Raw genomic sequence first — 12,923 nt, 5'->3', positions numbered from 1 at the left:
GTCGTGATCGGGTCCGGCTGCAGTCCGTGGCGGCCGTGACCGACTTCCCGGCGTTCATTCCGCGACCGGGGCCGCACGGCACTGATCATCTCGAGGAGTAACACAAGTGGCGCTGTCCACCGAAGAGAAGAAGTCGATCCTGGCCGAGTACGGCGTGCACGACTCGGACACGGGATCCCCCGAGGCCCAGGTCGCGCTGCTGACCAAGCGGATCGTCGGCCTCACCGAGCACCTCAAGGCTCACAAGCACGACCACCACTCGCGTCGCGGGCTCCTGCTGCTGGTCGGCCGTCGCCGCCGGCTGCTGAACTACGTGATGAAGGTGGACATCGAGCGTTACCGTGCGCTGATCCAGCGCCTCGGCCTGCGCCGATAGCTTGAACCCGAGGGGGAGTGGCCGCCGGTCGCTCCCCCTCGGTTCGAGAACACAGTTCGAGAGAAGAACGGCGCGAGCGCGCACGAGGAACCGTCCGCCGGTCCTCGGTAGTGGTTCCCGGGAAGAGTCCCGGGGACTTCGATCGAAGACCGGCATCACTCCTCGAGCGTCCCCGGCGAAACGGGTCCCAGGGTGGGAGACTCGCGTCGTACGAAGGAACTAAAGAGGAGAAACACCCTATGACCGACTCCACCGGAGTCACCGTGCACGAAGCAGAAGCCGTGATCGACAACGGCCGTTTCGGCACCCGCACCGTCCGCTTCGAGACGGGCCGCCTGGCCAAGCAGGCCGCCGGCGCCGTCGTCGCGTACCTCGACGAAGAGACCATGCTGCTCTCGGCGACGACCGCGTCGAAGCACCCGAAGGACCACTTCGACTTCTTCCCCCTCACGGTGGACGTCGAGGAGCGCATGTACGCGGCCGGCCGCATCCCCGGCGCGTTCTTCCGCCGCGAGGGCCGTCCCTCGACCGACGCGATCCTGACCTGCCGCCTGATCGACCGGCCGCTGCGCCCGTCGTTCACCGACGGTCTCCGCAACGAGATCCAGGTCGTCATCACCGTCCAGAGCCTGAACCCGGACGACCCGTACGACGTGCTGGCCATCAACGCCGCGTCGGCGTCGACCCAGATCGCCGGCCTGCCGTTCTCGGGCCCGGTCGGCGGCGTGCGCGTCGCCCTGATCGAGGACCAGTGGGTCGCGTTCCCGACCTGGTCGCAGCTCGCGAAGGCCACCTTCAACATGGTCGTCGCCGGCCGCATCGTCGGTGACGACGTCGCGATCATGATGGTCGAGGCCGAGGGCACCGAGAACACGCTCGACCTGATCGCCGACGGCGGCAAGGCGCCGGACGAGGTCTCGGTCGCGCAGGGCCTCGAAGCGTCCAAGCCGTTCATCAAGGTGCTGTGCGAAGCCCAGCAGAAGCTGGCCGACGTGGCCGCCAAGCCGACCGGCGAGTTCCCGGTCTTCCTGGCCTACGAGCAGGACGCCTTCGACGCCGTCGCCGCGATCGCGACCGACGACCTGGCGAACGCGCTGCAGATCGCCGGCAAGCAGGACCGCGACGCCGCGACCGACCAGGTCAAGGCCGCCGTGCTGGAGAAGGTCGGCATCAACGAGGGCGAAGCCTTCGAGGGCCGCGAGAAGGAGATCGGCGCCGCGTTCAAGGCGCTGTCCAAGAAGGTCATGCGCAAGCGCGTCCTCACGGACAAGATCCGCATGGACGGCCGCGGCCTGACCGACATCCGGTCGCTCTCGGCCGAGGTCGCCGTGATCCCGCGGGCCCACGGTTCGGCGCTGTTCGAGCGCGGGGAAACCCAGATCCTGGGCGTCACCACGCTGAACATGCTTCGCCTGGAGCAGCAGATCGACTCGCTGTCCCCGGAGACGCACAAGCGCTACATGCACCACTACAACTTCCCGCCGTTCTCCACCGGCGAGACCGGCCGCGTCGGTTCGCCGAAGCGGCGTGAGATCGGCCACGGCATGCTCGCCGAGCGCGCCCTGGTCCCGGTGCTGCCGAAGCGCGACGAGTTCCCGTACGCGATCCGCCAGGTCTCCGAGGCGCTGGGCTCCAACGGCTCGACCTCGATGGGCTCGGTCTGCGCGTCCACCATGGGCCTGTACAACGCCGGTGTGCCGCTGAAGGCGCCGGTCGCGGGCATCGCGATGGGCCTCATCTCCGACGAGGTCGACGGCGAGACCCGCTACGTCGCGCTGACCGACATCCTCGGGGCCGAGGACGCCATGGGCGACATGGACTTCAAGGTCGCCGGCACCAAGGACATCATCACCGCCCTGCAGCTGGACACCAAGCTCGACGGCATCCCCTCCGAGGTGCTCGCCGCCGCGCTGAAGCAGGCGAAGGACGCCCGTCTCACCATCCTGGAGGTCATCGCCGAGGCGATCGACGGCCCGGACGAGATGAGCCCGTACTCGCCGCGCGTCACCAGCGTGAAGATCCCGGTGGACAAGATCGGCGAGGTCATCGGCCCGAAGGGCAAGATGATCAACTCGATCACCGAGCAGACCGGTGCCGACATCTCCATCGAGGACGACGGCACGATCTACGTGGGCGCGGCCGACGGCCCGTCGGCGGAGGCGGCGATCGACCTGATCAACGCCATCGCCAACCCGCAGCTGCCCAAGGTCGGGGAGCGTTTCCTCGGCACCGTGGTGAAGACGGCCGCGTTCGGCGCGTTCGTCTCGCTGCTGCCGGGCAAGGACGGCCTGGTGCACATCTCCAAGCTGGGCAACGGCAAGCGGATCGCCAAGGTCGAGGACGTCGTCAACGTGGGCGACAAGCTCCGCGTCGAGATCGCCGACATCGACAACCGCGGCAAGATCAGCCTGATCGTCGTCCAGGAGGAGGAGGCCCCGGCCGCCACTCCCGCCGCCGACGCCGAGAAGGCCGACGCGTAACAAGACCCGGCTCCGTCCGGTTCAAGCAGTTCCGTCGAAGGCCTCCTCGCCGATTCCGGTGAGGAGGCCTTCACGGCATCGTGAGTAAGGAACCCATGGCACGGCAGGTTTCCGGGCACGAGCAGCCCGTCGGCACCACCCGCACGCTGGAGTCCACTCCGGACGGTGCGGTCGTCAAGCGCAGCGTTCTGCCCGGTGGCCTGCGCGTGATCACCGAGCACGTGCCGGCGTCCCGCTCGGCGACGGTCGGGCTGTGGGTCGGCATCGGCTCGCGCGACGAACCGGCCGCCGTCGCCGGGGCCGCGCACTACCTCGAACACCTGCTGTTCAAGGGAACCGCGCACCGCGACGCCAAGCAGATCGCCGAGGAGATCGACGCGGTCGGCGGCGAGTTCAACGCCTTCACCGCGAAGGAGCACACCTGCTACTACGCGCAGGTGCTCGACGCGGACCTGCCGCTCGCCGTGGACCTGGTCACCGACGTCGTGTTCGACGCGCTCTGCACCGACCGCGACATGGACATGGAACGCAGCGTCGTCCTCGAAGAGATCTCGATGCGCGACGACGACCCGGAAGACCTGCTGCACGAGACGTTCGTCAGCGCGATCCTCGGCGACCACGTGCTCGGCCGCCCGGTGCTCGGCACCGAGAAGTCGATCATCGAGATGTCTCCGGCGGCGTTGCGCGGGTTCTACAAGCGCCGCTACACGCTGCCGCGGATGGTGCTGGCGGTGGCCGGGAACATCGACCACAACCAGGTGCTCCGCCTGGTGCGCAAGGCTCTTCGCGACCGGTTGGCGGGCGACGCCACGCCGGTGGCGCCGCGCGAGGGCCGCGCGCGGATCAAGACCGTGCCGAAGCTGGCCCTGCACACCGACGACACCGAGCAGGCGCACGTCATGCTCGGCCTGCGGTCGCTGTCGCGCCACGACGAACGCCGCTTCGCGCTGTCGGTGCTCAACGCGGCGCTCGGCGGCGGCATGAGCTCGCGGCTGTTCCAGGAGATCCGCGAACAGCGTGGCCTGGCCTACCAGGTGTACTCGTCCGTCGCGAGCTACTCCGACACCGGTCACATGTCCGTGTACGCGGGCTGCCAGCCGGAGAAGCTCGGTGACGTCGCGGGCGTGATCCGCGAGGTGCTCGACAAGGTCGGCGTCGACGGCCTGACCGACGCCGAGGTGGCCCGCGCCAAGGGCCAGCTGCGCGGCGGGATCGTGCTGGGCCTGGAGGACACGTCGTCGCGGATGTCGCGGATCGGCAAGAACGAGCTCAACTACGCCCACTACCTGGGCGTCGACGACACGATCGCGCGCATCGACGCCGTCACCACCGACGAGGTGTGTGCGCTCGCTCGCACTTTGTTCGCACGGCCGGGCGGGGTCACGGCGGCGGCGGTCGTCGGGCCGTACGCTCACGCCGACGACCTGCCCGATGACTTGCACGAGGTGATCGCTTCATGACCATCAACGTCGGTGTGCTCGGCGCGCGCGGCCGGATGGGCGCGACGGTGGTGAAGGCCGTCGAAGGCGCCGAAGACATGAAGGTCGTCGCCGCTTTGGACGACGGCGACGACTTCGCGGCGCTGGCCGAGGCCCAGGTCGTCGTCGACTTCACCCACCCCGACGCCGTGATGGACAACCTGAAGTACCTGGTGGCGCACGACATCCACGCGGTCGTCGGCACCACCGGCTTCAGCGAGGAGCGCCTGTCCGAGCTTCGCGGGCTCTTGGCGCCGAAGCCGTCGCTGGGTGTGCTGATCGCGCCGAACTTCGCGCTGGGCGCGGTGCTGGCGATGCGCTTCGCGGCGCAGGCGGCGAAGTTCTACGCCTCGGCCGAGATCATCGAGCTGCACCACAACCGCAAGGCCGACGCGCCCTCGGGCACCGCCGCGCACACCGCCCGGATGATCGCCGCGGCGCGCGCGGAGGCCGGCGTGACGCCGGGCCCGGACGCGACGACGTCCGAACTGGACGGTGCCCGCGGCGCCACGGTCGAGGACGTCCGCGTCCACTCGGTCCGGCTGCCCGGGCTCGTCGCGCACGAGGAGATCCTGTTCGGCGGCGAGGGGGAGACCCTGACCATCCGCCACGACTCCCTGGACCGGACGTCGTTCATGCCGGGTGTGCTGCTCGGCGTGCGCACGGTGCTCACGCGCCCCGGCCTGACGGTCGGCCTGGAGAACGTGCTCGACCTGTGAAGGCGCGCAACGTCGCGCTGCTGATGACGGCGGCGCTGGTCGTTTACCTGGTCCTGCTCGCGGACCGGGCGTTCGCGCTGTTCGCGTCGGGCACCGGCCTGGGCATCGCGCTCGGGATCGGCGTGCTGCTGCTGCCGATCCTGGGCGTCTGGATCGTCGTGGTCACCTGGCGCAACGGCCTGCAGATCCAGCGGCTGTCCCGCCGGCTGGACAGCGAGGGCGAGCTCCCGGACGTCTCCGACCTGCCCCGCCGCCCGTCGGGCCGGGTCGACCGCGACGCGGCCGACGCCTGGTTCGACCAGCGCCGCGCCGAGGTCCAGGCGGACCAGGAGAACTGGCGCGCCTGGTACAAGCTCGCGTACGCCTACGACATCGCGGGCGACCGCCGCCGGGCCCGCGAGACGATGAAGAAGGCCCTGGAGCTGGAAGCCGCCGACCACTAAGCCGCCACTTTCGCCAGGAAAGCTGCGCCGCGCCGCCCGTGAGCCGTCACTTTCCCTAGGAAAGATGCGCCGCGCCGCCCGTGAGACGTCACTTTCCCTAGGAAAGATGCATCGCCTCACACGGACTTCACTCGCGGCCGGGCCGGCGTCAGTGGTGCATCCAGCCCGCGAACACCGCGGGTGCGGCGGCGATCAGGCTGAAGCGGATCCAGCGTCCGGTCAGGCCGGCCGTCAGGAACGTCGCCAGGCGCATCCGGACCAGCCCCGCCAGGACGCTCGTCGCCATGAACGGCGGCAGGCCGACCAGGGAGCTCACGCCGTACGTGCCGGCCATCCAGTGCGGGTGGCGGTGGCAGCGCTCGCGCAGCGCGTCGACCCGCGCGCGGATCTTCTTCGTCCGCAGCTCCCAGCGCACCTTGCGCGCCGTCATCGGGCGCTCGCGGTGCAGCCGGTCGTGCAGTGGTTTCGGCAGCTTGATGGTGCCGCGCGCGGCCAGGTAGTACAGCGTCTTCCCGGCGATCTGGCCCACCGCGACGGCCGCGCCGAGCCACAGCCAGTGCAGGCCCGGGTGGCTCGCGCACAGCCCGATCAGGAACACCTCGGCGTTGATCAGCGGCACGAGGGCCGAACCGAACGCGACGCCCAGCGTCAGCAGGATCCAGCTCATCGTGTCACCTCCTGATTTGCTCCCGGTCTTCCAAGTTATCAGTTCGAAATCTCCGCGCACTGGGGTTGGCCCTACTCTTCGGCCGGTGGTCCGCACCAGAAGATCACCTGCCGGACGGTTTCCGGCCACCTCCCGCTGGAACGCTGACGGCGTGGCCGCCGAACAACCTCGTACGCCCGCTGACCGATTCGGCGCCCGGTGCCGGACCGTCGTGCGGTTTCTCCCCTGGGGTCTGTCGCGGATCGTGGCGCCGACGTTTCTCGGCTTCTGCCTGATCAACGGCTTCACCTTCGGCCTCGACCTGGGCCTGCTGACCGTTTTCCACGGGCTGCTGGGCTGGCCGGTGTGGCTCGGCATCACGCTGGCGTACGGCTGCGCGTTCGCGGTGAGCTTCGTGCTGAACCGGACGTTCAACTTCCATTCCCACGCCGCCGTCGGAATGCAGCTCGTGCTTTACATCGGGGCGATCGCCGTCAATTACGCGGTGTTCCTGCTGGGTGTGGGCGCGGGACTGAGCGCGCTCGGCGTCGAATACCACCTCGCGCGGGTGCTGGCGGGCGCCGGCGAGGGCGTCTTCATGTACGCCGTGATGCGCTGGGTGCTCTTCCGGGACTCAGACGAGGGACAGCTCGAGGGTGCCGGTGAGCCGGACCTCGCGCAGCATGCGCTCGCCGGTGTCGAGGGTGCGGACCGTGCCGTCGGGGTTCCAGCCGGCCCGGCGGTAGAAGCCGAGCGAGGCGTGGTCTCCTTGACCGACCCAGGCGATGCCGCGCATGGCGCCGTCGGCCCGCAGCCCCGCCGCGGCGGTCCCGAGTAGCCGCCCGGCGTGCCCGCGCCGTCCCCAGCGCGGCTCGACGAGCAGGTTGGCGATCAGCCCGGTGACGTCGGCGTCCGCGGGCAGGGACCCGTCGGCGGCGGCGACCTCGACGTCCGGGGCCAGGCCGGCGACGCAGAACCCGACGGTGAACTCGCCTTCGGTGGCGACGTAGACCTGGCTGTTCGGGTAGTCGATGGCCTCGGTCCAGGTGCCGACCAGGTCGGTGCCGTCCAGCTCGGCCAGGGCCTGCTTGCCCAGGAGGTCTTCGTAGGCGGCGTGCCAGGTCTCGCGCTGGATGCGGGCGATCTCCGCGGCGTCGGACAGGTCGGCGGGGCGGACGGCGGCGTCGCTCATGGACCCGAATCTATCGGGTCGCCGAAAACTGTCGGTGGTGGCTGGCACGATGACGTCATCATGCAGACGATCAGTGTCGCGACGGCCCGGAAGACGTTCCTGGCCGCGCAGGGCTTCGCCGACCCGCGTCCCTCCGGTGTGCCGTCGCGGCGGCACCTGAAACGCGTGCTTTCGCGCGTCCAGCTGCTGCAGCTGGACTCGGTGAACGTCGCGGTCCGGGCGCACTACATGCCGGTGTTCTCGCGCCTGGGTTCCTACGACCCCGCGCTGCTGGACAGCGCGGCGTGGTCGCACTCGGCGAAGCAGCCGCGGCTGCTGGTGGAGACGTGGGCGCACGAGGCGAGCCTGCTGCCGGTCGAGGACTGGCCGCTGATCCGGTCGGGCGCGAAGCGGGACGGCTGGTGGAAGCACTACGGGCCGCTGATCGAGAAGTCGCCGGGCCTGGTCGACGAGATCCTGTCGGTGGTCAAGGAGCTGGGCCCGATCGGCGCGGGCGGCATCGAGGCCCGCGTCGAGGCGGACGCGCAGCGCCGCGGCCCGGGGTCGTGGTGGGAGCGCTCGGAGGTCAAGCGCGTCTGCGAGTACCTCTTCGGCGTCGGCCAGCTGACCACGGGCACGCGCCGGTCGTTCGAGCGGCTGTACGACCTGACGGAGCGGGTGGTCCCGCCGGAGATCCTGGCCATCTCGGTGTCGGCCGACGAAGGGGCGCGCGGCCTGATCGAGCGTTCCGCGCGCGCGTTGGGCGTCGCGACGGAGACGGACCTGCGCGACTACTACCGCCTGGGCCCGGCCCCGGCGCGCCAGGCGGTGGCGGAGCTGGTCGAGTCCGGCGTGCTGGAGCCGGTGGCGGTCCGGGGCTGGAAGGCCCCGGCGTACCGCCACTTCGAGGCGCGGACCCCCCGCGCGGTCACCGGCCGGGCGCTGCTGTGCCCGTTCGACCCGCTGATCTGGGAACGCGCCCGCACGGAGCGGCTGTTCGGGTTCCGCTACCGCATCGAGATCTACGTCCCGGAGCCGAAGCGGGTGTACGGGTACTACGTGTTCCCGTTCCTGCTGGACGGCGAGCTGGCAGCCAGGGTGGACCTGAAGTCCGACCGCGCGGCGGGTGTCTTGCGCGTCCAGGGCGCCTTCGCCGAGGAGAGCGCAGACCTGGCGCGGCTGCTCCCGGAGCTGGCGGCGGAACTGAGGCACATGGCGGAGTGGCTGGGCCTGTCGGGAGTGGCGGTGGGCGCACGAGGCGACCTGGCCCCGGCACTGACGAAGCTGGTGCGCTGAGGGCCGGCCGACCTGTCCCGGTCCGGCCGGGGCCGAACCCGTGCAGCGGCGCGGCTGGGGTGGCGAGCCCGGCCGCGGTCGGAGTAGGCGTCTTGCCGGGACCGTCGTCAGCCCAGCAGGGCGTTCACCGCGTGGCGAGCCCGCGCTCCCGCCTGGGGGACCTCGTGCAGCTGGCGGAACAGGTTCAGCGCCAGCATCACGCCCACCAGGTCGTGGAGCAGCTGGTCCGTGTCCGTCCCCGCGGGCAGCTCGCCCTCGGAGATCGCGAGCTGGATGTGCAGCCGGACGTCGCGGTGCCATAGTTCCGTGAGCCCTTTGATCGCGTCGCGTACCGGGCCGCCGCGGCCGTCGAACTCGGAGGCCGCCGCTGTGAAGAAGTCGCCGCCCGGCAGGATGTCCCGCTCCAGGTACGCGATCCATGCCTCGCACACCGACCGCAGCCGGGGCAGGCCCGGGGGTGCCGGCCGGGCGCGTTCGGGGACCTCGCGGGTGAACAGCGCCGCCGCCGCGTCGACGACCGCCAGCTGCAGGCCCTCCTTCGTGCCGAAGTGCCCGAGGACGCCGGCCTTGCTCATCCCCAGCTCGGTCGCGAGCCGGCCGATCGTCAGGCCATCGAGGCCTTCCGTCGAGGCCAGCGCGACGCCGTGCTCGATGATCCGCTCGCGGGTGTGACGCGTATCGACAGCCGATCTTCGCGGACTCATGAGATAGCACTTTAACTTACGACCGATCGGTTGCTATATTCGGCGGCGCAAGGGGAGGACCGAGCCGGCCGGGGAAGCGAGGGCGGCACCGCGCTGGTGCCGGGGACTTTCCCGCCGATCGGTGCGACGACGGCGCGCATCCCACCGCCTCGGCCACGGGATGCGCGCCGTCACTTCAAAAGGGGGAGACCGTGACCGACCTCGTCTGCCTGCACGCCGCCGCCAGCGGTCCGGGCACCTGGGCGGAGCTGACACCGCGGCTGGCCGAACTCGGCTACCGCGTGCACTGCCCGACGTTGCCGGGCCATCGCGGCGCCCCTCGGCGAAGCGCCTACCCGCTGACGGCCTTCCGCGACGCCGTCCTCGCCGAGCTGGACCGGCTGGCGCTGGAGCGGGTCGTGCTCGTCGGGCACTCGCTCGGCGCCTTCACCGCGAGCATGGTCGCCGCGTCCCAGCCGGACCGGGTCACGCGGCTGGTGCTCGAAGAGCCGCCGGTGCCGAGGCGAAACCTCCAGGACGCGCCGCCGGCCCGGCAGCAGCGTGCCGGGTTCGCGATGCGCGCGCTCGCTTTCCTGGGACGCGGCCGGTTCGACCCGCGGATGCTGCGCGACGTCGTCGCCGGGCTGCGTGAACCCCAAGAGGCGTGGTGGGCCGGGCTGCCGTCGATCACCGCCCCGGCGCTGATTCTCGCCGGCGGCGAGACGAGCCACCTCGACCAGTCGCGGTACGGGCTCCTGGCCCAAGCGCTGCCGGACGCCGTCGTCACGACCCTCGACGCCGGTCACCGCATCCACCGGCGGGCGCCGGAGAAGTGGCTCGCCGAGGTCGCGGGGTTCCTCGCCTAGTACCCGCGCGCCTGCGCCGATTCCGTCGCGAAGTCGTCCGCCAGCCGCGCGATCGTCGCGCGACCCTCCACAAGGGACACCCAGTCCCACGGCAGCACGTCGTCGCCGTGCCGTGCGCCGAGCAGGTTTCCGCAGATCGACCCCGTCGAATCACTGTCCCCGGAGTGCGTGACGGCCAGCCGGAGCCGGGCGCGGAACGTCGACTCCGGGTGCGCGTCCGGCACGCTCACCGGCGCCAGCGCCGCGTAGACGGCGATCGCCAGCGCCTCTTCGGCCACCCAGCCACCGCCGAGGGACTCCACCTTCTCCGGCGTCGCGTCGCCCGCGTCGGCCAGCTCCAGGGCCCGGCGCAACGCGGCCAGCGTCTCCTCGTGCGCCGGGTAGCGCGCGAGCAGCCGCATCGACCGCAGCACCGCCGCTTCCAGGGACTCGCCTTCGAGCAGGTACGCGATCATCGCCGCGAACGCGCCCGCCGCGTGGTAGCCGGTCGGGTGGCCGTGGGTGATCCGCGCGCAGTTCGCCGCGACGACGTAGGCGTGCCGCGCGCCGCCGGCGAACCCGAACGGCGCCGAGCGCATCACCGTGCCGCAGCCCTTCGAGTCCGGGTTCACCGGACCCGGCCGGCCGTCCGGCTCGGCGAACGCGTCCGGGGTGTAGGCCGCGCGAAGACCGGAGAGACACGCCGAACCCGGCGCCCGCCGCGCGTAGAGCCACGGCTCCAGCCGCAGCTGCCCGGCCCGGTGCCGCCGGTCTTCCGCGGGTGGCGGTGCCGGGTGCTCCTGCGTGTCGAGCCAGCGCAGGTACGCGTCGTGCACCAGCTGCGCCAGCGCGCCGCCGATGCCCTTCGCCTGCGCGCGGACCCAGCCGCGGTGGAAGCCTTCGAGGCTGAACAGCGTCATCTGCGTGTCGTCGGTGATCTCCGCGACGCCCTCGGCGTTCGCCACCAGGCCGACCGGCCGCCGGATCGCCGCGAGGGCCTGGAACTCGACCGGGTTGCCCAGCGCGTCGCCGATCGCGCCGCCCAGCAGGCACCCGCGCAGCCGCGCCCGGTACACCGCGCGCTCGGTCTCCACCGTCATGCCGCCATCCTGGCACCCGGACGTGAAGAACGGGCCGTTCCCGGTACCCCCACCGGGAACGGCCCGTCACCCCCTCATTCAGCCGGCCGCGCGCGTCACCACGGCGTTGCCGGAGCCCGTGCGGGCGCGGACCTTCAGCGTCACGCCGCCCGCGGGGGCGGCGCCGGCGACGTCCAGCTCACTGGAGACGCGGCCGCCGCTGGAGGTCAGGTCGACCTCGGCGGTCGTGCCGCCGCGGATGCCGATGCGGACCTCGCCGGACCCGGTGATCAGGTCGAGCGTGCCGGCGCCGGCGTCGGCCACCGAGAGGTCGCCGCTGCCGGTGCGGGCCATCACCTCGCCGGTCACCGCGCCCAGCCAGACGTCGCCCGTGCCGGTCGCCAGCGTCGCCGAGCCGGCCAGCGACGTCGCCTCGACGTTGCCGCTGCCGCTGCGCAGCTGCAGGCCGCCGAGCGTCGGGCCGAGCTTGATGGCGCCGCTGCCGGTGCGCACGGTCGCCGCGCCGTCGGCCCGGTCGAGCTTCACCTCGCCGGAGCCGGTCAGCACGTCGACGCGCCCGGCCGAGCCGGCGACGGTGACGTCCGCCGCGCCCGCCCGCACCTCGACGTGCGAACCCGCCGGCGCGTGCACGGTCACCGACAGCGCGACGTTGCGCAGCTGCCACGCCTTCGGCGCCTGGACGACCAGGCGGTTGCCCAGCTTCTCGATCCGGCTCTGCTTCACCGCTTCGGCGGGGGAGGCCGTCGGGTCGACGCCCAGCTGGTCGCCGAAGCGCTCGCCGACCCAGGACAGCAGGTTGTTGACGCCCTCCACCCACGGCTGCTGCTCGCCCTGGTCGTGCCGCAGCTCGACGCGGGCGCCGGACTCGCGGTCCAGCACCAGTTCCACGCGCCCGATCGTCACGGCGACGTCCAGCTCGAGCGGCCCGCCGGCCTCGAACTCCTGGACGCGCACCAAGCCGTCGGCCGTGGTCTCGTCGGTGCGGGCCTCTTCAGCAGAGGCCTGTTCGGTAGGAGTCTCGTCGGCCGGAACCTCCGAGGCGGGCGGTGTTTCGTTCGGTGTCGTCTGCTCTTCGCTCATGGTCGTTTCCCCTCAGCCCTCGACCCAGCCGTGCAGGCGGGAGCCGCTCTGGTCGCTCTTGGAGTGGTGCTTGCGCCCGCCGCCCAGCCCGCCCAGGCCGCTGCCGCCGAGCCCGCCGTGGCCCAGCGCGCCCTGGACCGCCTGGGAGACGAAGGTGTTCAGCGAGACGCCCTGCGCCTGCGCGGCCCGCTCGGCCTGGCCCTTGATCTGGTCGACCAGCCGCAGCGTGATGCGCGTGATGTCACCGGTGTCGATCGGTGGTGGTGGTGTGGTGTCACGTGGTGTCGCCCGGGGTGCCGGTTCCTCCGCGGCGCCGGTGACGACCACGCGGACGTCGCGGCCGTCGAGCCGGACGTCGACGACTTGGCCGGGTAGGCTGGCGGTGACCTCGGCGGCGAGGTCCGCGAGCGCGTTCATCAGCGTCAGGCGGACCGCCGGTTCGAGCGCGGCCGACAGCAGGGCGGCCGCACGCCGGGTGTGCTCATCCCCGGCGGAGGCCGTGTTCGCGAGGTCCTCGCGGAGGTTGGCGATGTACGGCGTCAGGTCCATGACACCACTATGACGTCAATTCTGACATCGGTCAAGGCGATCGCGGTGTCAAGGCTG

At 71.5% G+C, this 12,923-nt stretch carries 13 protein-coding genes and 1 pseudogene; 8 read left to right on the top strand and 6 right to left on the bottom strand.

Annotated features, from left to right (window positions below):
* The first annotated feature begins 106 nt into the window (after positions 1-106).
* The 5 genes from rpsO to MUY22_RS46865 all read left to right on the top strand — a co-directional run bounded on the left by rpsO (position 107) and on the right by MUY22_RS46865 (position 5,496).
* Complete coding sequence (rpsO, locus tag MUY22_RS46885; protein WP_003084034.1) at positions 107-376, top strand: 30S ribosomal protein S15; 270 nt, start codon at positions 107-109, stop codon at positions 374-376.
* Between the two features lie 239 nt (positions 377-615).
* Positions 616-2,856 (top strand): polyribonucleotide nucleotidyltransferase, encoded by a 2,241-nt coding sequence (locus tag MUY22_RS46880; protein ID WP_247054683.1) that lies wholly within the window; start codon positions 616-618, stop codon positions 2,854-2,856.
* Between the two features lie 95 nt (positions 2,857-2,951).
* A complete protein-coding gene (locus tag MUY22_RS46875) occupies positions 2,952-4,316 on the top strand; it encodes a pitrilysin family protein (protein WP_247054681.1) in 1,365 nt (454 codons plus the stop codon).
* The gene (dapB, locus tag MUY22_RS46870) at positions 4,313-5,053 is read left to right on the top strand and encodes a 4-hydroxy-tetrahydrodipicolinate reductase (RefSeq protein ID WP_247054679.1); all 741 of its coding nucleotides are present in this window, start codon (positions 4,313-4,315) and stop codon (positions 5,051-5,053) included. Before MUY22_RS46875 ends, dapB begins: the two co-directional genes overlap by 4 nt.
* Complete coding sequence (locus MUY22_RS46865; RefSeq protein WP_247054677.1) at positions 5,050-5,496, top strand: tetratricopeptide repeat protein; 447 nt, start codon at positions 5,050-5,052, stop codon at positions 5,494-5,496. Before dapB ends, MUY22_RS46865 begins: the two co-directional genes overlap by 4 nt.
* Before the next feature lie 148 nt (positions 5,497-5,644).
* Here the strand turns inward: MUY22_RS46865 and MUY22_RS46860 are convergent, their stop codons facing one another.
* Entirely contained in the window at positions 5,645-6,163 is a 519-nt protein-coding gene (locus MUY22_RS46860) for a hypothetical protein (protein ID WP_247054675.1), read from the bottom strand.
* 1 nt (position 6,164) lies between these two features.
* Here MUY22_RS46860 and MUY22_RS49890 point away from each other — a divergent pair.
* Positions 6,165-6,710, top strand: a pseudogene (locus tag MUY22_RS49890) (GtrA family protein); the annotation flags it as partial.
* 66 nt (positions 6,711-6,776) lie between these two features.
* On the opposite strand, the gene MUY22_RS46850 reads toward MUY22_RS49890, so the two are convergent.
* The gene (locus tag MUY22_RS46850; protein WP_247054673.1) at positions 6,777-7,334 is read right to left on the bottom strand and encodes a GNAT family N-acetyltransferase; all 558 of its coding nucleotides are present in this window, start codon (positions 7,332-7,334) and stop codon (positions 6,777-6,779) included.
* 60 nt (positions 7,335-7,394) lie between these two features.
* On the opposite strand from MUY22_RS46850, the gene MUY22_RS46845 reads away from it, so the two are divergent.
* On the top strand, positions 7,395-8,609 hold the full coding sequence (locus MUY22_RS46845; RefSeq protein WP_247054671.1) for a winged helix-turn-helix domain-containing protein: 1,215 nt from the start codon (positions 7,395-7,397) through the stop codon (positions 8,607-8,609).
* Positions 8,610-8,716: 107 nt separating this feature from the next.
* Here the strand turns inward: MUY22_RS46845 and MUY22_RS46840 are convergent, their stop codons facing one another.
* Positions 8,717-9,313: a TetR/AcrR family transcriptional regulator gene (locus MUY22_RS46840; RefSeq protein ID WP_247054669.1), complete on the bottom strand. Its 597-nt coding sequence runs from the start codon at positions 9,311-9,313 to the stop codon at positions 8,717-8,719.
* A 191-nt stretch (positions 9,314-9,504) separates the two neighbouring features.
* Here MUY22_RS46840 and MUY22_RS46835 point away from each other — a divergent pair, with 191 nt between their 5' ends.
* Complete coding sequence (locus MUY22_RS46835; RefSeq protein ID WP_247054667.1) at positions 9,505-10,158, top strand: alpha/beta fold hydrolase; 654 nt, start codon at positions 9,505-9,507, stop codon at positions 10,156-10,158.
* Here the strand turns inward: MUY22_RS46835 and MUY22_RS46830 are convergent.
* The 3 genes from MUY22_RS46830 to MUY22_RS46820 form a co-directional block, all read right to left on the bottom strand.
* The gene (locus MUY22_RS46830; RefSeq protein WP_247054665.1) at positions 10,155-11,237 is read right to left on the bottom strand and encodes an ADP-ribosylglycohydrolase family protein; all 1,083 of its coding nucleotides are present in this window, start codon (positions 11,235-11,237) and stop codon (positions 10,155-10,157) included. The genes MUY22_RS46835 and MUY22_RS46830 overlap by 4 nt on opposite strands.
* A 78-nt stretch (positions 11,238-11,315) precedes the next feature.
* Positions 11,316-12,317 (bottom strand): DUF4097 family beta strand repeat-containing protein, encoded by a 1,002-nt coding sequence (locus MUY22_RS46825; RefSeq protein WP_247054663.1) that lies wholly within the window; start codon positions 12,315-12,317, stop codon positions 11,316-11,318.
* Positions 12,318-12,329: 12 nt separating this feature from the next.
* Entirely contained in the window at positions 12,330-12,866 is a 537-nt protein-coding gene (locus tag MUY22_RS46820) for a toxin-antitoxin system HicB family antitoxin (RefSeq protein WP_247054661.1), read from the bottom strand.
* Between the last annotated feature and the right edge of the window lie 57 nt (positions 12,867-12,923).

Origin of the sequence: Amycolatopsis sp. WQ 127309, from assembly GCF_023023025.1 — a bacterium.
Lineage (GTDB): Bacteria > Actinomycetota > Actinomycetes > Mycobacteriales > Pseudonocardiaceae > Amycolatopsis.
Note: the sequence above shows the minus strand (reverse complement) of the source record. Positions and strands in the feature narration are given on the sequence as shown.

What these genes read in the sequence shown, in the direction of transcription:
- MUY22_RS46880 (WP_247054683.1), top strand. Translation starts at nt 616, where the DNA reads ATGACCGACTCCACCGGAGTCACCGTGCACGAAGCAGAAGCCGTGATC.
- MUY22_RS46875 (WP_247054681.1), top strand. Translation starts at nt 2,952, where the DNA reads ATGGCACGGCAGGTTTCCGGGCACGAGCAGCCCGTCGGCACCACCCGC.
- dapB (WP_247054679.1), top strand. Translation starts at nt 4,313, where the DNA reads ATGACCATCAACGTCGGTGTGCTCGGCGCGCGCGGCCGGATGGGCGCG.
- MUY22_RS46860 (WP_247054675.1), bottom strand. Translation starts at nt 6,163, where the DNA reads ATGAGCTGGATCCTGCTGACGCTGGGCGTCGCGTTCGGTTCGGCCCTC.
- MUY22_RS46850 (WP_247054673.1), bottom strand. Translation starts at nt 7,334, where the DNA reads ATGAGCGACGCCGCCGTCCGCCCCGCCGACCTGTCCGACGCCGCGGAG.
- MUY22_RS46845 (WP_247054671.1), top strand. Translation starts at nt 7,395, where the DNA reads ATGCAGACGATCAGTGTCGCGACGGCCCGGAAGACGTTCCTGGCCGCG.
- MUY22_RS46840 (WP_247054669.1), bottom strand. Translation starts at nt 9,313, where the DNA reads ATGAGTCCGCGAAGATCGGCTGTCGATACGCGTCACACCCGCGAGCGG.
- MUY22_RS46830 (WP_247054665.1), bottom strand. Translation starts at nt 11,237, where the DNA reads ATGACGGTGGAGACCGAGCGCGCGGTGTACCGGGCGCGGCTGCGCGGG.
- MUY22_RS46825 (WP_247054663.1), bottom strand. Translation starts at nt 12,317, where the DNA reads ATGAGCGAAGAGCAGACGACACCGAACGAAACACCGCCCGCCTCGGAG.
- MUY22_RS46820 (WP_247054661.1), bottom strand. Translation starts at nt 12,866, where the DNA reads ATGGACCTGACGCCGTACATCGCCAACCTCCGCGAGGACCTCGCGAAC.